Annotated in this window: 14 protein-coding genes; 6 read left to right on the forward strand and 8 right to left on the reverse strand. The window is 68.5% G+C overall.

Annotation, left to right across the window (positions count from 1 at the left end):
• Window positions 1–74: 74 nt before the first annotated feature.
• The gene (locus MJO54_RS01095; RefSeq protein WP_105295634.1) at window positions 75–1,001 is read left to right on the forward strand and encodes a hypothetical protein; all 927 of its coding nucleotides are present in this window, start codon (window positions 75–77) and stop codon (window positions 999–1,001) included.
• A gap of 237 nt (window positions 1,002–1,238) precedes the next feature.
• Here MJO54_RS01095 and MJO54_RS01100 read toward each other — a convergent pair whose 3' ends face one another.
• Entirely contained in the window at window positions 1,239–5,531 is a 4,293-nt protein-coding gene (locus MJO54_RS01100) for an alpha-(1->3)-arabinofuranosyltransferase (protein ID WP_240175497.1), read from the reverse strand.
• A gap of 58 nt (window positions 5,532–5,589) precedes the next feature.
• Window positions 5,590–5,763 (reverse strand): DUF2613 domain-containing protein, encoded by a 174-nt coding sequence (locus MJO54_RS01105; protein WP_013827163.1) that lies wholly within the window; start codon window positions 5,761–5,763, stop codon window positions 5,590–5,592.
• Between the two features lie 139 nt (window positions 5,764–5,902).
• Between MJO54_RS01105 and MJO54_RS01110 the strand changes: the two genes are divergently transcribed.
• The 3 genes from MJO54_RS01110 to MJO54_RS01120 all read left to right on the forward strand — a co-directional run bounded on the left by MJO54_RS01110 (window position 5,903) and on the right by MJO54_RS01120 (window position 7,963).
• Window positions 5,903–6,085, forward strand: coding sequence for a hypothetical protein (locus tag MJO54_RS01110; protein WP_240175498.1), 183 nt, complete (start codon window positions 5,903–5,905; stop codon window positions 6,083–6,085).
• Window positions 6,070–7,257 (forward strand): glycoside hydrolase family 3 N-terminal domain-containing protein, encoded by a 1,188-nt coding sequence (locus MJO54_RS01115; RefSeq protein ID WP_240175499.1) that lies wholly within the window; start codon window positions 6,070–6,072, stop codon window positions 7,255–7,257. Before MJO54_RS01110 ends, MJO54_RS01115 begins: the two co-directional genes overlap by 16 nt.
• A gap of 79 nt (window positions 7,258–7,336) precedes the next feature.
• Window positions 7,337–7,963 (forward strand): TetR/AcrR family transcriptional regulator, encoded by a 627-nt coding sequence (locus MJO54_RS01120; protein ID WP_046286480.1) that lies wholly within the window; start codon window positions 7,337–7,339, stop codon window positions 7,961–7,963.
• A gap of 12 nt (window positions 7,964–7,975) precedes the next feature.
• Here the strand turns inward: MJO54_RS01120 and MJO54_RS01125 are convergent, their stop codons facing one another.
• Window positions 7,976–9,469 (reverse strand): PE-PPE domain-containing protein, encoded by a 1,494-nt coding sequence (locus MJO54_RS01125; RefSeq protein WP_046286481.1) that lies wholly within the window; start codon window positions 9,467–9,469, stop codon window positions 7,976–7,978.
• Window positions 9,470–9,605: 136 nt separating this feature from the next.
• Here MJO54_RS01125 and MJO54_RS01130 point away from each other — a divergent pair, with 136 nt between their 5' ends.
• Window positions 9,606–10,211 (forward strand): TetR/AcrR family transcriptional regulator, encoded by a 606-nt coding sequence (locus tag MJO54_RS01130; protein WP_240175500.1) that lies wholly within the window; start codon window positions 9,606–9,608, stop codon window positions 10,209–10,211.
• A gap of 18 nt (window positions 10,212–10,229) precedes the next feature.
• On the opposite strand, the gene MJO54_RS01135 is transcribed toward MJO54_RS01130, so the two are convergent.
• On the reverse strand, window positions 10,230–11,072 hold the full coding sequence (locus tag MJO54_RS01135) for a MaoC/PaaZ C-terminal domain-containing protein (protein WP_240175501.1): 843 nt from the start codon (window positions 11,070–11,072) through the stop codon (window positions 10,230–10,232).
• Between the two features lie 5 nt (window positions 11,073–11,077).
• Window positions 11,078–12,451, reverse strand: a complete 1,374-nt coding sequence (locus MJO54_RS01140; RefSeq protein WP_046286484.1) for a 3-oxoacyl-ACP reductase — start codon at window positions 12,449–12,451, stop codon at window positions 11,078–11,080.
• Window positions 12,452–12,559: 108 nt separating this feature from the next.
• Between MJO54_RS01140 and MJO54_RS01145 the strand changes: the two genes are divergently transcribed.
• On the forward strand, window positions 12,560–13,939 hold the full coding sequence (locus MJO54_RS01145) for an acetyl-CoA C-acetyltransferase (protein ID WP_052741345.1): 1,380 nt from the start codon (window positions 12,560–12,562) through the stop codon (window positions 13,937–13,939).
• A gap of 185 nt (window positions 13,940–14,124) precedes the next feature.
• Here the strand turns inward: MJO54_RS01145 and MJO54_RS01150 are convergent, their stop codons facing one another.
• The 3 genes from MJO54_RS01150 to MJO54_RS01160 all read right to left on the reverse strand — a co-directional run bounded on the left by MJO54_RS01150 (window position 14,125) and on the right by MJO54_RS01160 (window position 17,816).
• A complete protein-coding gene (locus MJO54_RS01150) occupies window positions 14,125–14,853 on the reverse strand; it encodes a DJ-1/PfpI family protein (RefSeq protein WP_240175502.1) in 729 nt (242 codons plus the stop codon).
• Between the two features lie 11 nt (window positions 14,854–14,864).
• On the reverse strand, window positions 14,865–15,833 hold the full coding sequence (locus tag MJO54_RS01155; RefSeq protein ID WP_240175503.1) for a GlxA family transcriptional regulator: 969 nt from the start codon (window positions 15,831–15,833) through the stop codon (window positions 14,865–14,867).
• Between the two features lie 147 nt (window positions 15,834–15,980).
• Window positions 15,981–17,816, reverse strand: coding sequence for an acyl-CoA dehydrogenase (locus MJO54_RS01160; protein ID WP_065153439.1), 1,836 nt, complete (start codon window positions 17,814–17,816; stop codon window positions 15,981–15,983).
• Window positions 17,817–17,846: the final 30 nt, after the last annotated feature.

Here is a 17,846-nt window from a genome sequence, read left to right on the forward strand (position 1 = left end):
GTCCAGCCTGCCACCATCGAACCGCGTAGGCTCGCCACGAGCCAGCGTCAGTACATCGATACGGGAGTCGCCCGATGCGTTTCAACCCACCGCCCAATTGGCCGCCCCCGCCACCTGGCTGGGCGCCGGATGCCGACTGGGCGCCGGATCCGACGTGGCCGCCCCCGCCCCCGGGCTGGGCGCTGTGGGTGGAGGACGACGCTGTCGGCGTGGCTCCCGGCGGCTATCCGGCCTATGGTGCGCCGTGGCCGGTTCCGGCGCCTGAGCCCAGGTCACGCAAGGTGTTGTGGTTGTCGCTGGGCGCGGCCGCAGTGGTGGTCGCGGTGGTCGCCGGGCTGGTGCTGAGCCTGGGCGGCCGACTCACGGCTGAGGACAAGCCGTCTCGGAAACCTGACATCAAGGATCTGACTTCGGAGATGTTGGTGGAGCGGTCTTCGTTCCCGGACCCGTCCGGCGGAAAGTGGATCAGCGGGGTGAACAGCGCCGGCGACGCCCCCTCGGACATGCCGAATCTGACGGTCGACCCGCCCGAATGCGCCGACTTCTACTCCAGTCCCTCCTCCGCCACGCAGACCGCGACGGCGACGCTGGCCAAGCTGCAGCCCGGCGGCTTGCACACGATGCGGGTGCGACTGGCCCTGACGCCAGACCGTCCGAACCTCAAGCGGTTCGTGGAGAAGTGCCAGACGTTCAAGCAGACCTTCGAACAGGGTGGTCGCTCGGTGACCACCGACATCCAGATGAACCCGCTGGATGCGGACGGGGTGCCGCCATGGGCGGTCGCGACCGTGATCACCAGTGCCAGCAAGGCCGCCATCCGGTTGCCGATCTCGATCACCGCCTCCACCATCTCCGGCTACTACCGCGGGGTGCTCGTCGTGGCGACCAGCAACGACATCGGGTTGCGGGTGGAGAGCGACGGATCCGATGACGCCACGCACGCCGAGGACCTGGTGAAGCTGTTCAACACGCAGATCGAGAAGCTCGAAGCCGCGCAGTAGCTGCGTCCTCCCCCCAGATGCCACGTGGGCCCCACCGGCCCCGTGGCGGAACCATGTGGTGCTGTTCGAATTCGGCTATCGCATGCGCTATCGCCTGTTGGTGGGCCAGGTGGTGATAGCGCCGCCGATATCCGAATCGAACAGCACACTATGTCGGGCCGACGGTGCGCACGGGGCCGGTGTTGCGCGAGCGGCCTATGGGCGCTGGTCTGCTTCGCCCGACTCCATCGGCTGGGCTTATTGCGGTGGCCCGCTGCCCTCGACTCCGTCGAGCTTGCGACCACCGCGGGCGACCACCGCGGGCGACCACCGCGGGCGACCACCGCGGGCGACCACCGCCGTGGCCGCCAGGACCGCCACCGAAATCAGGGCCGCCAGCTGTACCCCCGCCGAATGGCCGGCATAGCCGTCCACCGACCGCCAGGGATGCCGGCACAGGATTGCACCCGCCGTGATCAGGCCGCCGGCGCTCAATCCAAGCCGGGCCACATCGAATGCGCGCTGCCTATGCCGCAATGCGAACAGCAGCACCATCGCGGCGCCGAACACCGCCGCCCCCGCGGTCCCGGCGATCAAGAAGCCGACCGTCAGCGCACCGGTCGCCGCCGCGCGCCGGCTCGGCCCCCACGGCGCTACCGGCGGGCCGGGATCGCGGACCCGCCGCACTGGCCACCAGGCCAGCAACGCGAGCAGCGGTAGCAGAGCCAGTCCGCCGGCCATCCCGAGCCGGTACATCCGATTGGGCCCAAACGTCAGCGTGATCGGCCCATCGGTTCCCGCGGGCAGCACAAAGCCCTGCTGCCATCCATTGACCGCCACCGGAGCCAAGCGTGTGCCGTCCGAGGTGCGCGCCACCCACCCGCCGTTGATGCTCTCCGGAACGACCAGCACCCGAGCGGATGGCGCGGGGGGCACCGTCACCTCACGCCGGTCCGCGCTCCACGTGCCGAGCACCGCCGGTGAGGTCGCGGCCGCTCCCGTGGCCGCTGACGGCCCCGACAGCGTCGCGCCGTCGACGACGAATGCCGGTCCCGGGCTGATCATCAATTCCTGCGCGCCGGGCGGCAACGCGATCGGACGCAGATCGCACGCCTGCGCCGCCACCGGCCTGTCGTCGAGCAGCGCGCCGACAGTGGTGGAGATCGAAGTGTGCACGAACCGGCCGGCGATCGCGATGATCGGCCCATGGTCGCAGTCGACGTGGACCGCACGTGACCGGTTGCGGGCGTGATCGGCGGGGGCAACGGGACGTCCGTCGGCGCCGAGCACACTGACCTCGGCCAGCCCCGGCGGCTTGAGCTGATCGAAGCCGATCGCGGTGCGGTCGATCACGTCCTCCCACCCCAGCAGGCTGATCGTGACCGTGTCGGTGACCCGCGGCAGCAAGCGCACCTGCTGATCGTCGGATTCCCCCAGCTCCCGGACCTGAGGGCCGGAGCCCAGGTCCACGGCCACCAGCGTGGGATGCGCCGGCAGCGGGGACTGACTGGGCGTGAACCGCACGCCGGTCACCTTGACCGGCCGCGGCAGCGTGATGGTCAGGGTCGGCGGGGATCGGTGCGCGACCACTCGCTGCGACGCCGTCCACGCCGTGCCCGGGTCACCATCGGCCGCGGCATACGCCGACCCCTGCACGTCGAGCACGTCGGCGTCACCGTGGGCCCGCAAGGCGCCCGGATCAGCGATCAGGTCGACCAGGTTCGGGCCCTGACGAGGCCGCACCCACACGGTGGGGGTCACCGACATGGGCCGCGGCACGTTCAGGGTGCGGCTGAAGCTGGCGGGCTCCTCGGGCTCCAGCATCATCGACGCGGCGCAGCGCACCGCGCCGTCGGCTGTCGCGCAGCCGGTCCGGCCCGGCAAGCCCGCACCCAGGTCCCACTGCGCCACTTGAGCGCCTGCGGGCGGTGCGGGAACCAGCGCCGTGTGGCGCAGGTCGACCGGATGCGCGAAGCCCGAAGCGTCGTACTGGGTGATCGCCAAATCGGTGATGCCGAACTGCACGCCGGGGGAGCCGTCGTCGGTGCCGGACGCGGTGATCCGCACCCAGGGTGTTTCGCCGTAAGGCAGCGCAGCGATCAGGGGCTCACCGGCGCGGTCGAACCGCAACGTGGTGGTGCCGTTGATCGTGGAGATCTGTATCCGCCGCACCTGCGCGCCGACGGCCGTCGCACTGGGCGTCAAGGTGATGGTGCCGTTGGTCAGCGGGTGGTCGAAGTCCACCTGCAGCCATTGGCCGACCGCCGACTGCAGGGCGTTGGACACCCAGGCGGTTCCCGAGTCGCCGTCGATGGCGGCGGCCGGTGAGGTCGACGGCGCGACATCGGGCAGCGTGGTGGCGTCCGAGGACGAGCTGGACGCGGTCAGCCGGCCGCCGAGCCAGCCGCCGAACACCGTGCTGGCGCCGGGGGTCGGATAGTCCGGCACCCGGCTGTGGGTGTGCCGGGCGTCGCCGGCTGCGCGGATCGTCGACGAATGATCATCGACCCGCCCGTAGTCGGTTTCGCGAGCCAGGGGGGTGTCGGTGACGGTGACCACCGGTGTGCCCAAATCCGCGCGCCGGGCATCGGCGGTCATCAGCACGGGGCCCCGCGCCGGCTCTCCGCGTAATCGGCGGTGTTCGTCGAGTCGCAGCAACACCTCCGGGCCGCCGTCGACCCGCGGCATCGCGTCAAGGTCGGTCAGGTACGGCGCTCCCGGGTTTGCGTCGGCCGCGGGATCGCCGACCCGGTAGATCTCGATCGCCGGATAGGCCGGCCGCAGGCCGCTGTCGGCGACGAATCCCCGCACGGTGCCTGACCCGACGGGATCGCCGAACTGGGCCACCCGCTGCAATCCCGGTGAGCCGTCGACCGCGCGGTGCACCAGCAGTGGCCGGGCCGAGCGGGAGTTGTCGGGGTCCAGGTCGTTGCGCACCACCAGGTAGGAGATGCCTTGTCGGATCAGGGTGTCGGCCAGCCCTGCCGACGGGCGGCCGGCGGCGAACAGGCGCTGAACCGAGTCGAGCGCCCGAATGGTTTGCGGCGGCGTCAGCGGGATCGAGTCGCGCACTCCCCACGGGCCGGCTTCGAGGACCTGCAACGGTTCGTCGTGGCTGGTGCCCCAGGTCTGAGTGGCAAACGGCGCCCCCGGTGCCACCAGCACCCGGCCGGGGGTGGGGCCGCCGTTGTTGTGCTCGGCGAGCCAAGCCGCGGCGTCGCGCCAATACTGCGGCAGTGCGCTGAATGTTCCCGGCGGCGTGAGCCGCCCGGTCCAGGCCAGTGACGTCGAGACCATCAGCGCCGTCAGGACCACCAGACCGACCGCGGCCGACTTGTGGTGTTCGGGATGGACGAACGCGCGCCGCCACACCAGTGCCGGCGCGCTGCCCGGCAGCGGGATGCGGCCCAGCAGATGGGTGAGCCCCAAAACCAGCGGGATACGGATCACCGACTCGAGTTTGTGCAGGTTGCGCAGCGGCGCCCCGGCGCCGTCCAGGAAGGCCTGCACCGAGTGGGCCAGCGGCGAGCCGAGCCCACCGGCATAGCCGATAGCCAGCAGCGTCACCCCGATCAGCAGCATGGTGACCAGCCGTCCGGCGCCGGGCAAGCGCCGAGACAGCATGCCGGTCAGTCCGGCCAGACCCGCGGCCGCCACCAGGCAGGTACCCAGGACCATCACCGGACGTGTGACCAGCGGTGCCCCGGCCGTGGCATTCGGCGCGACGAACGGTGTCCAGCTGTGGGTGCCGCGCAGCATCTCGGTCAGCGACGTCCACCGGGTGGTGACGCCGGCCGATTCGATGAAGTCCAGGAACGGCGGGCTGACTCGGCCGAGCAGCAGCAGGGCCACCACCCACCAGGTGACCGCTAAGGCCAGCGCCAGCAGCCACCAGCCGGTGAACCGCCACCAGCGCCGGTTCGGGCGATGACACAGCCACCAGATGATCGCCGGCAGGCACCCCGCGAGCGTCGCGACCGCGTTTACCGCGCCCATCAACGCAACCGCGACCCCTGCCTGGCCAGCCAGCACCCGTGCGGACCGCTCCGCGGTGTCCGGGCCGGGATCACGTGGCGCCCCCAACGCCCGGATGACCGGCAGCAACACCCAGGGGGCCAGCATCATCGGCAGTGTCTCGGAAGAGATGGAACCCAACGTGGTGAGCACTCGTGGCGACAGGGCGAATGCGGTGGCGCCGATCAACCGTGCCGTCGGGGTCCCGATCCGCAACGTCTCGGCGACCCGCAGCAGGCCCCAGAACCCCACCGTGAGCAGTACCGCCCACCACAACCGCTGAACGATCCAGCCGGGCAGCCCCAGCAGATCACCGGCCAGGAAGAAGGTGCCATGCGGGAACAGGTAGCCATACGCCTGGTTCTGCACCTGGCCGAACGGCAGTTCGCTGCTCCACAGGTTGGCGGCACGAGCCAGAAACCGCAGCGGAGCGATGGTCAGATCGAGCTTGGTGTCCGGCGAGATCCGTCCGGGCGCCTGCAGCAGGCTGAAAGTCAGGGAGACGGCGCCGACCAGCCACAACCAGCGCCGGGACAACGGTGTTACAGCCTGCGGCTTTGCCGGCGGACGGTCGGGCGTTGCCGGCGTCCGCAGGTCAGCCGCGGTTGCCGTATTCCACCCTGTTCAGCACCGAGGACTGCGGGTCGCCACCGGCGATCTGCGGCTTGGTGTCTTGTTGCACCATCAGCGTGACCCCGAAGACGGCCGCCGCACCCAGCAATACCCCCACGACGATGCTTATGGCGGCCGGCACCACGAACCGAGGCATGGTCAGGCTCCTTCTGCACTCTCGTGACGTAGGTCAGGGGCGCCATCAACATCAGCCCCCGCTTGGGCCCCGACCGCCAACGTAGCACGTGGGCCTTCATGAGCCCGGCGGTTCAGTGAGGCTCGACGTAGGAGAGGCGATGCTGGGACCGCCGCATGAGCCCGGCGGTTCAGTGAGGCTCGACGTAGGAGAGGCGATGCTGGGACCGCCGCATGAGCCCGGCGGTTCAGTGAGGCTCGACGTAGGAGAGGCGACGCTGGGACCGCCGCATGAGCCCGGCGGTTCCGGCCGTGACAGCATGGTGCGATGCCTGGATCGCTGACTCGACAACTGCCCGGTCTGCTGCTGGCCGCCGCGGTGCTGCCGGCACTCGTCACGTCGTGCTCGCACCGTGACGAGACGCCCGCACCGTCGGCTGACGCCGGGGCGTCGCCTACTGCGACGGCCTCCGCGCCGGTGGATCCGGTGTGTGCACAGGTGTCGGCCCTCTCGGTCCGCGACAAGCTGGCACAGCTGGTGATGGTGGGGGTCCGTGATGCGGCCGACGCCCGTGCGGTGGTCACCGATCACCACGTCGGCGGCATCTTCATCGGCAGCTGGACCGAGCTGTCCATGCTCACCGACGGTTCGCTGAAGGAGATCAAGGAAAGCCAGGCGCCCACCGGCCCGCTGCCGCTGGCGGTCAGCGTGGACGAGGAGGGCGGCCGGGTGTCTCGGCTGTCGTCGCTGATCGGGAAGTCGCCGTCGGCGAAGGAGCTGGCGCAGGCCAGTAGCGCCGCGCAGGTGCGTGAGTTGGCCGCTGAGCGGGGCCGCAAAATGGCTGACCTGGGCATCACCGTCGACTTCGCGCCGGTTGTCGACGTGGTGGACGCCGACACCGACGAAGACACCGTGATCGGTGACCGTTCGTTCGGTTCGGATCCGGCCAAGGTCACCGAGTACGCCGGCGCGTATGCGCAGGGTCTGCGGGACGCCGGGCTGCTGCCGGTGCTCAAGCACTTCCCCGGCCACGGCCACGGTTCCGGTGACTCGCACACGGCCGGCGCGGTGGTCACACCGCCTCTGGCGCAGTTGCAGGACAACGACTTGGTGCCCTACCGCACCTTGGTCACCGAGGCGCCGGTGGCGGTGATGATGGGCCACCTGGAAGTGCCCGGGCTGACCGAGGATCCAGCCAGCCTGAGCCCGGCGGCGGTCAAGCTGCTGCGCACCGGCACCGACTATCACGGCCCGGCGTTCGACGGCCCGGTGTTCAGCGACGACCTGTCGTCCATGGCGGCGATCACCGAGCACTACGGGGTCGCCGAAGCGGTGCTGCGCAGCTTGGCGGCCGGTGTCGACATCGCGCTGTGGGTCACCACCGACGAGGTGCCCGCGGTGTTGGACCGGCTGGAGCAGGCGGTGTCGGCCGGCGAGCTGAAGCAGGAAGCCGTCGACGCGTCGCTGGCGCGCGTCACCGCGGTCAAGAAGCCCGGTACGCACTGCCACGGGTGATTCCGGCGGCACCGAGCAGCACACAAGTTACTCTTCGGTAAGATCGGGCCGAGGGGGAGCGCGGAAGGACCTCGAGGCGATGGCAGCTGGTAGCAAGCGGTTACCGCGGGCCGTGCGCGAACAGCAGATGCTCGACGCCGCGGTGCAGATGTTCTCGGTCAACGGCTACCACGAGACCTCGATGGATTCGATCGCCGCGGCCGCGCAGATCTCCAAGCCGATGCTCTACCTGTACTACGGCTCGAAAGAAGAGCTGTTCGGGGCATGTCTGGACCGCGAACTGCGCCGGTTCGTCGAGTCGGTGCGCACCGAGATCGACTTTCAGCAGCCCCCGAAAGACATGCTGCGCAATACAATTCGCGCCTTCTTACGCTATATCGACGCCAACCGGGCGTCGTGGATCGTGATGTACACCCAAGCCACCAGTTCGCAGGCGTTCGCCCACACCGTGCGCGAGGGCCGCGAGCGAATCATCGAGCTGGTCGGCCGGCTGTTGCGGGCCGGCACGCGCAAGCCCGAACCGGGCGTCGACTTCGAGCTGATGGCCGTCGCGCTGGTGGGCGCCGGCGAGGCGATCGCGAGTCGGGTCAGCACCGGCGACACCGGCGTCGACGAAGCCGGCGAGCTGATGATCGACCTGTTCTGGCGCGGCCTCAAAGAAGCCCCCGGCGGCCGCGACGGCGCCGACGCCGCCGCGACCGGATAGTCGGGCGCGGCCTCAGGCCGTGAAGAGATCCTGGATGGTCGCGGTGATTTCGCGGACCGCACCGTTGAGTGCGAGGAACTCGAAACCGGCTGCCAGCGTGCCCAATCCGACGACGCCGGCAATCGGCAGGCCGATGGCGTCGATGATGTCGCCTTGGGCGAGTTCCTGGGCGAACACCTCGAATGCATACGCCGGTGCGGTGGTGAACAGGGCGTTGAGGATGTCGGCAGTCGGCAGCAGCGTCGCGTAAGCCGACGCAGCGATGCTGCTGAACGCGTTGGCGAGTTCGCTGAGGCTGGGCAGCGCGAACGATGCGACATCGCCCGCCGAGGCGCCCAGGAAATCGGCCGCGCTGGGGAAGGACAGGTTCGACAGATCGTCGACGAAGTTGTTCCAGCCCTCTTGCGCCCCATTGCCCAGCGCGGTCAGGACCTCACCCCAGTTGAGGTCTGTCGGGAACAACTCGAACGGCGCGGCCACATTGGCCGGGCCGGAAGACCAGCCCTCGGTGATGCTGCCGTAGCCGAGGTTCACCAGGATCCGCATGCTCGGTTCCAGCAAGTCGTAGAGCGGCTCGCCGATGACTGGGATCGAACGCAGCGGCATCAACAGCGGCAGTATCTCGCTGGGAATCATGAAGTAGTGGGTGTTGCCGTCGTAACCCTCGCTCATCGGCAATTCGATGGCCGTCGCCAGTTGTTCGGCGGTCAGGCTCGGGTAGATGGTGTGTTCGTAGATGATGCCCAGGACGGCGTTGAGGTCGGCCAGGAAATTGATCGGGTACTTCGGGAAGTCGGCGTAGCCGTCGTATTCCAGCGTGTAGACCGAGGTGTCCCACGGGGTGCCGTCGGGGATGGCGCCGTTGAACGTGATGCCCAGGCTCGGGATGGTCGGGTAGCTGCCATCGGTCAAGACGTCGAAGCGCTCGAACAGGCCGCCGTTGGGATTGTTGGGGGCGCCCAGCAGCACGAAGGACAGCTGGTCGGCCGTCGGCTGTTGGTCGGGCGGCAGCGCCAACAGATCGCGCATCACGATGGTCGAAATGGTGCTGCTCTGGGAGTAGCCCAGTACGACGAGATTGTTCCCTTCGGCGATCTGCTTGTTGATCGTGTCGTGCAGGATGGTGACACCCTGGGCGACGGACGGGTCCAGTTCCAGGCTTTTTACGCCACTGTTGGGGTAGAGGCCTTCCGGTGTGAACAAGGGATTCGTCTTATCCACCGGGTAGCGCGGCTGACCGTCGAAGAACGGGGTGGCGGGATCGATGTAGCGCTCGAAGAGCGCGTCGATGTAGCTCTGGGGCGGGATCGGCAGGCCGCTGCCGCCCATGATCCATGCCTCGGTGTCCAGCAATTTCACCTGGGCCGCAACGGTTTTCCATGCCGTGGTCGATACCGGGTGCAGGGCCGGGGATACGCCCAGGGTGACGGCGGAGGTGATGGCCAGCGGTACGGCGAGCGCTTGCAGCGGCCGGCGGGTGTTCTCGAGACGAAACGTGAAGGTCATCGGTGTGTCCTTACAATGCCTCATGGCAGGGTCTTCGGGCCTGAACAGCGGAAATGACGACCGAGCCTCAGTTGACTGTTCATCTGATCAGTCAGATTAGCTGTGGCGGACCTGTTAATGCAATAGGGGAATCCCAATGAAAAATGGCACGCGGGCCGAGCAGCGCGCCGCCACGCGTCAAGCATTGGTGGGTGCGGCGGTCGAACTGCTGCGGACCGAGGGGGTCGTCGCGGTGACCACGCGCCGCGTCGCCGGCGCCGCGACCGTGTCGCAGAGCACGGTGATGTATCACTTCCCGACCCGCGATGATCTGGTGACGGCCGCGGTCGCTCAGCTCGCTTTCGAACTGGCCAATCAGGCCCGCATCCATTTCGAAGAGACGGCCGCGACCGCCACGCTGGACCTGGGCGGATATCTCGACCTGATCTGGTGCGAATTCACTACACCCCAAGCACTTTCGGTCGCCCAGTTGTGGGTGGCATGTTGGACCGACCCACAACTGGCCAAGACGGTGAAGTCGTTGGAGCAACACATCTACGGTCTGGCGGTCGCCTCCGCCGAGGCGCTACCCGCGCCGGGCCCAGGGTTCTCCGCGCGGGCTTACATGGACACCGTGATGGTGGTCGTCCGTGGGCTGGTGATGTCGATTCCGGTCTGGGGGATCGAGGTCGTCAGCGCCCGCTGGGAGGTCAGTAAGGCGACGCTGCTGAAGGCGGCCGGCCTCGCGGCCGACAACGCCTAAGACGCAATGCGGCGCGGGTTACAGCGCCCGCACTGCCCCGGTCAGGTAGGGGTAGCCCTTGGCGATATTGCGCAGCGCCAGATCCCAGCCGCCGTCGACCTTGTCGATGTAGAGGCCGGGGCTTGCCGGCAGCAGCATGGGCTTGCCGAACCGCACCGTGTAGTCCACCGCGTCCGGCAGCGCCCCTTCGATGTTGGCCAGAACCGTTGCTGCCGAGAACATCCCGTGCGCGATCGCGGTGGGGAAGCCGAACAGCTTGGCGCCGATCGAGCTGGTGTGGATCGGGTTGTGATCGCCACCGGCCGATGCGTAGCGCCGAATCTGTCCCGGGGTCACCCGCAGCACCGCGCTGGGCGGGCCCAGCTTGGGCTGCTTGGCCGGCGGCGGCTTCGGCTCGTCGGACAGGCTGGTGCGCTGCTGGTGCAGGAACGTCGTCACCTGATGCCAGGCGGGGTCGTTGCCCACGGTGATGTCGGTGACGACGTCGACCAGCAGGCCCTTGCGGTGTTCCCGCAGGTTCTCCGCCCGCACCGTCACGCCGACGGTGTCGGTGACCGCGATCGGGCGGTGGCGGGTGATCCGGTTTTCGGTGTGCACCGAACCCATCGCGGCGAACGGGAAGTCAAACCCAGTCGCCAGCTCCATCACGGTAGGGAACGTCAGCGCGAAGGGATAGGTCAGCGGGACCTGATCCGCGAAGCGCAGCCCGGTGACGGCCGCGTAGGCGGCGACGTGGTCGGGGTCGATGGTCAGCTCGTCGACTCGCAGCGTCCGGTTCGGCAGGGTTTGCGTGCGCGAAACGAACGGCAGCGCCCCCGCGACCGCGCGCACCATGTTTCTCATGCCACTTGGCTGGGCCATGCCGCTCAGGCCCCCAACATCGCTTGGCCGCAGACCCGGATGGTGTTGCCGGTCACCGCATTCGAAGCCGGGCTGGCGAAGTAGCCGATCAACTCGGCGACATCGACGGGCTGACCACCCTGGAACAGCGAGTTGAGCCGACGCCCGACCTCGCGGGTGGCCAGCGGGATCGCCGCCGTCATCTCGGTTTCGATGAACCCCGGCGCAACGGCATTGATCGTGATGCCCTTCTTGGCCAGCGTCGGAGCCAGCGCTTCGGTCAGTCCGATCATCCCGGCCTTGGTGGCCGCGTAGTTGGTCTGGCCGCGGTTACCCGCGATCCCGGCCATCGACGACAGGCCGATCACCCGACCGCCCTCGCCGATGCTGCCGTTGGCGACCAGTCCTTCGGTAAGGCGCTGCGGCGCAAGCAGGTTGACCGCCAGGACCGCGTTCCATCGTGCGTCGTCCATGTTGGCCAGCAACTTGTCGCGAGTGATACCGGCGTTGTTGACGAGTACGTCGGCCTTGCCCCCATGGTGTTCGGCGAGGTGCGCGGCAATCTGGTCGACTGCGTCCTCGGCGGTGACGTCGAGGGCCAGCGCGGTCCCGCCCACTCGGGAAGCCGTCTTTTCCAGCGCCTCGGCGGCCTGAGGTACGTCGATCGCCACCACCTTGGCGCCGTCACGGGCGAACACCTCGGCAATGGTGGCGCCGATGCCGCGCGCCGCGCCGGTGATGATCGCGACCTTGCCCTCCAGCGGCCGGTCCCAGTCGGCGGGGGCGGTCGCGTCGTCGGCACCCACGTAGAACACCTGGCCGTCGACGTAGGCCGAGCGGGCCGAGAGGATGAATCGCAGCGTCGATTCCAGGCCGGTGGCACCAGGCTTGGCGTCCGGCGACAGGTACACCAGCTGCACGGTGGCGCCGCGCTGCAATTCCTTGCCCAGCGAGCGGGTGAAGCCCTCCAGTGCACGCTGGGCGATCTGCTCGTCGGCGCTGCCGGTGGCCTCGGGGGTGGTGCCGACGACCACCAAACGGCCGCAGCGGCCCACGTTGCGCAGCAGCGGGGTGAAGAACTCGTGCAGTGCGGTCAGTCCGGCGGGTGAGGTGATGCCGGTGGCGTCGAAGACCAGTCCGCCAAACGAGTCGGCCCAGCGGCCGCCCAGGTTGTCGCCGACCAGTTCGTAGTCGTCGGCGAGTGCGGCGCGCAGTGGCTCGACCACCCGGCCCGACCCACCGATCAGCAGGGGCCCGGCCAGTGCCGGCTCGCCGACTCGGTAACGGCGCAGCGTCTCGGCCTGCGGAACGCCGAGCTGCTTGGACAGGAACGATCCGGGTGCGGAGTTGAGGATCTGGGACAACAGGTCCGAGGAGAGCTTGGGGGCCTTAGGGGGCATGGGTGCTGCCTTCCATGTGGGGACGTGCCTGGTGCGGGCCACGGTGTCGACAACGAACTTACTCCAGAGTAAGAATACTGGGTAGTATCAGCCCGACGGTCCCCGGCAATGCGGGGGACCCACCATCAGAGACGAGAGATCGTGGCATCTGCATCTGCTGCTAAACCTGCCGAGGCAACCGCCGGCACGCGACGCCGTGTCGCCGTTCTCGGGGGCAATCGCATTCCATTCGCACGCTCCGACGGCGCCTACGCGAACGCGTCCAACCAGGACATGTTCACCGCAGCGCTGGGCGGCCTCATCGATCGGTTCGGCCTGGCCGGCGAGAAGCTGGACGCGGTGGTCGGCGGGGCGGTGCTCAAGCACAGCCGTGACTTCAACCTGATCCGCGAATCGGTGCTGGGCTCGGCGCTGTCGCCCTACACGCAGGCCTTCGACCTGCAGCAGGCCTGCGGTACCGGGCTGCAGGCGGCGATCTGCGCCGCCGACGGGATCGCCGCCGGTCGCTACGAGGTGGCCGCCGCCGGTGGCGTGGACACCACCTCGGACGCACCCCTGGCGATCGGCAACGAACTGCGCCGCACGCTGCTTGCGCTGCGCCGGTCGAAGTCGAACCTGCAGCGCCTCAAGCTGGTCGGCAAGCTGCCCGCCGCGCTGGGCGTGGAGATCCCGGCCAACAAAGAATCGCGGACCGGCCTTTCCATGGGCGAGCACCAGGCCATCACCACCAAGCAGATGGGCATCAAGCGGGTCGACCAGGACGAGCTGGCCGCGGCCAGCCACCGCAACATGGCCGCCGCCTATGACCGCGGCTTCTTCGACGACCTCGTGACGCCGTTCCAGGGGCTCTACCGTGATGACAACCTGCGGCCCCAGTCCAGCCCGGAGAAGCTGGCCACGCTCAAGCCGGTGTTCGGCGCCAAGGCCGGTGACGCCACCATGACCGCGGGCAACTCCACCCCGTTGACTGATGGTGCGTCGGTGGCGCTGCTGGCCAGCGAGGAGTGGGCGGCCGCGCGCAAACTGACTCCGCTGGCGTATTTCGTGGACGCCGAGACGGCCGCGGTGGACTACGTCAACGGTGCCGACGGGCTGCTCATGGCCCCGACCTACGCGGTGCCGCGGCTGCTGGCGCGCAACGGCCTGACCCTGCAGGACTTCGACTTCTACGAAATCCACGAGGCGTTCGCCGCCACGGTGTTGTGCCACCTAGCGGCGTGGGAGTCCGAGGAGTACTGCAAGGAGCGGCTGGGACTGGATTCGGCGCTGGGCGCCATCGACCGGGCCAAGCTCAACGTCAACGGCTCGTCGCTGGCTTCGGGCCACCCGTTCGCGGCCACCGGCGGGCGGATCGTGGCGCAGGCGGCCAAGCAGATCGCCGAAGCCAAGGCCGCCAAGAAGGGTGCCTCGAAGAACAAGCCCGTGCGCGCGCTGATCTCGATCTGCGCCGCCGGAGGCCAGGGCGTCGCAGCCATCCTCGAGGGGTAGCGCCGATCGCAAGTGCGGCGGAGCCGGGCGCCGCGGGTCGGCGCCGATAACGCAGCAGGCGCGACGATCCACGTTTGACACGCGCCGTTGCCGGGTAGTCGAGACATCGGTTCGCTTCGCGTGGCTACGCGCCCCCGGTGGCAGCGCGAAGCAACCTGCCCGGTCCGCCGCTGAACTGAGGGGATTCAGCGGCGGACCGTTTGGGTCCGCCGGTTGCGAACCGCGCCGATCGCCTGATCCCACAGCAGCAGTGCGCTGGCCTTCAATTGGGCCGGCTTCGCCAGCTCCCTGGCCATCAGGGCGGTGGCCGCCGCCTTGGTCTGCGCCGATGCCTTCGAGGTGTGCCCGGAGTCGAACGGCGGCTGCGGGTCGTATTCCATCGACAACTGGATGGCCTTGGCGCGGCCCTCGCCGCCGATCTGGCCGGCCAGCCACAGCCCGAGATCGATACCGGCCGACACCCCCGCGCAGGTGACGATGTCTCCCTCGTGCACGATGCGCTCGTCGCCGACCGCGGTGGCGCCGAACGTCTTCAGCGCGGGTAGTGCCATCCAGTGCGAGGTGGCGCGCTTGCCGGTGAGCAGACCGGCGGCGCCCAGTACGACCGAACCCGAGCACACCGACGCCGTCCACGTCGCCGTCTGGTGGGCGGCGCGTACCCAGTCCAGCAGCTTCTCGTCGCGGGCATGCTCCATGGTCGTCATTCCGCCGGGGATCAGAATCACGTCGGGGGAGGGCGTCTCGCCGAACGAGTGGGTTGCCCCGACCACCAGGACACCGGAGTCCGCGGTGATCGGACCCGGCTCGTGCCACACGAAGCGCACCTGCGCATCCGGCAGCCAGCGCAACATCTCGTAGGGGCCGATGAAGTCCAGCGAGGTGAATCCGGGGTAGAGCACAATTGCGATCTGCATGGGTTTTCCTTTCAGGCGAAGGTCTTGCGGTAGTGATCGGGTGAGATGCCGAGCCGGCGAATGAAGGTGCGCCGCAGGGTTTCCGCAGTGCCGAATCCACAGCGTCCGGCGATCGCGACGACGGTGTCGTCGGTCTCCTCGAGTTGTCGGCGTGCGGCCTCGGTGCGCACTCGCTCCACGTATGCGCCCGGTGCCATGCCCACCTCGTCGGTGAAGACCCGGGTGAAGTGCCGGGGGCTCATCGAGGCTCGGGACGCCAGTTCGGTAATCCGGTGCAGGCCACCGGGTTCGGACTCGATCAGCTCCTGGACATCACGGATCGGCGCGCGACGCGAACGCGGCAGCCAAGCGGGAACCGCGAACTGGGACTGGCCGCCGGGGCGCCGCAGATACAGCACCAGCCAGCGGGCCGCGGTCTGTGCCACCTCGGTTCCGTAATCTTCTTCCACCAACGCCAAGGCCAGATCGATACCGGCGGTGACCCCGGCCGCGGTCCACACCGTCGCCGAACTGCGCACGAAGATGGGCTCCGGGTCGACGGTGACGCTCGGGAACTCGCGGGCCAGCGCGTCGGCAAATGCCCAATGCGTGGTGACGCGGCACCCGTCGAGCAGACCCGCCTGCGCGGCCAGGAAAGCACCGGTACACACACTGACCACCCGCCGGGTCTGGGCAGCGGCGCGGCGGACCCATTCGACGGTTTCCGGATCGGCCTGCACCGTGTGGACACCGACGCCGCCGGGCAGCACCAGGGTGTCGACGGGCTCGCTCGGCGCGGGTAGGGGACTCGGCGCGAGAGCCAGCCCGCTGCTGGTGGCGATCGGGGCGCCGTCGACGCTGGCCACCGTGACCTGGTAGCCGTCCTCGCCGCGGCCCTGACCGAGCAGGACGAGCGTCGCGGTGGCGAACACCTCCGCGGGCCCGAAAACATCCAGCGCCTGGATTCCGGGGTAGCCGAGGATGACGACGTCGCGTGTCATGCCATCAGTGTCAGCGGTCCGGCGCGTGGCGTCTACGACATACATCCCACAAATCAGGACAAGCCGCCCCGCCCCGGGTCCGGACCCGGAAATGCAGCAGGCCCCCAAGGGGTCTCCCCGGGGGCCTGCGCGGTCTGTGCTGGGCGTTTAGAACGCCGCTTCGTCGAGCTCCATGATGTCGTTGTCGATGTTCTCGATCACCGAGCGAGTGCTGGTCAGCAACGGCAGGAAGTTCTTGGTGAAGAACGACGCCACCGCGATCTTGCCCTCGTAGAAGGACCGGTCGGCACCCTCGGCACCGGCATCGAGCTTCGCCACCGCCACCGCGGCCTGGCGAGCCAGCAGCCAGCCGATCATCAGGTCGCCGACGCTCATCAGGAAGCGCACCGAACCCAGGCCGACCTTGTAGATGCTGGAGATGTCCTCCTGCGCGGCCATCAGGTAGCCGGTCAGCGTCGCCGCCATGCCCTGCACGTCGGCCAGCGCGGTGGCCAGCAGTTCCCGCTCGGCCTTCAGTCGGCCGTTACCGGTCTCGTTCTTGATGAACGTCTCGATCTCGCCCGCGACGTGGGCCAGTGCGGCGCCCTTGTCACGGATGATCTTGCGGAAGAAGAAGTCCTGTGCCTGGATTGCCGTGGTGCCCTCGTAGAGCGAGTCGATCTTGGCGTCACGGATGTACTGCTCGATCGGGTAGTCCTGCAGGAAGCCCGAGCCACCCAGGGTCTGCAGACTCTCGGTGAGCTTGGCGTAGGCCTGCTCGGAGCCGACACCCTTGACGATCGGCAGCATCAGGTCATTGATCTTGACCGCCAGATCGGCGTCGACACCGTGCAGCGCCTTGGCGACCGCTTCGTCCTGGAAGGTGGCGGTGAACATGTACAGCGCCCGCAGACCCTCGGCGTAGGCCTTCTGGGTCATCAGCGACCGGCGGACGTCCGGGTGATGGGTGATGGTCACCCGCGGTGCGGACTTGTCGGTCATCTGGGTCAGGTCGGCGCCTTGCACCCGCTCCTTGGCGTACTCGAGCGCGTTGAGGTAGCCGGTGGACAGCGTCGCGATGGCCTTGGTACCGACCATCATCCGGGCCTGCTCGATCACGTCGAACATCTGCGCGATGCCGTTGTGCACCTCGCCGACGAGCCAGCCCTTGGCCGGTACGCCGTGCTGGCCGAAGGTCAGCTCACAGGTGGCCGAGACCTTCAGGCCCATCTTGTGCTCGACGTTGGTCACGAAGGCACCGTTGCGCTCGCCGAGCTCACCGGTCTCGAAGTCGAACAGGAACTTCGGCACGAAGAACAGCGACAGACCCTTGGTGCCGGGCTTGGCGCCCTCCGGGCGGGCCAGCACCAGGTGGAAGATGTTCTCGAACAGGTCGTCGGAGTCAGCCGAGGTGATGAATCGCTTGACGCCGTCGATGTGCCACGAGCCGTCCTCTTGCTGGACGGCCTTGGTGCGGCCGGCGCCCACGTCCGAGCCGGCATCCGGCTCGGTCAGCACCATGGTCGAACCCCAGCCGCGCTCCGCGGCGAGGACAGCCCACTTCTTCTGCTCGTCGGTGGCGATGTTGTAGAAGATGTTGGCGAAGCCTGCGCCGCCGCCGTACATCCACACCGCCGGGTTGGCGCCCAGGATGTGCTCCTGCAGGGCCCACATCAGGACCTTGGGCATCGGAATGCCGCCGAGCTCCTCGATGACCCCGACCCGGTCCCAGCCGCCTTCCAGGTGGGCGCGCACCGACTTCTTGAAGGACTCGGGCAGCGTCACCGAGTGGGTGGCCGGGTCGAACACCGGCGGGTTGCGGTCGCCGTCGACGAACGACTCCGCGATCGGGCCCTCGGCCAGGCGGACCATCTCGCCGAGCATCTCTTGAGCGGTGTCGACGTCCAGGTCGGCGTAGTCGCCTTCGCCGAAGACCTGGTCCAAGCCCAGCACCTCGAACAGGTTGAACACCTGGTCACGGACATTGCTCTTGTAGTGGCTCACTACTTCCTCCTCATGGAATGCCACCTGTGG

Source organism: Mycolicibacter virginiensis, from assembly GCF_022374935.2.
Taxonomy (GTDB): Bacteria; Actinomycetota; Actinomycetes; order Mycobacteriales; family Mycobacteriaceae; genus Mycobacterium; species Mycobacterium virginiense.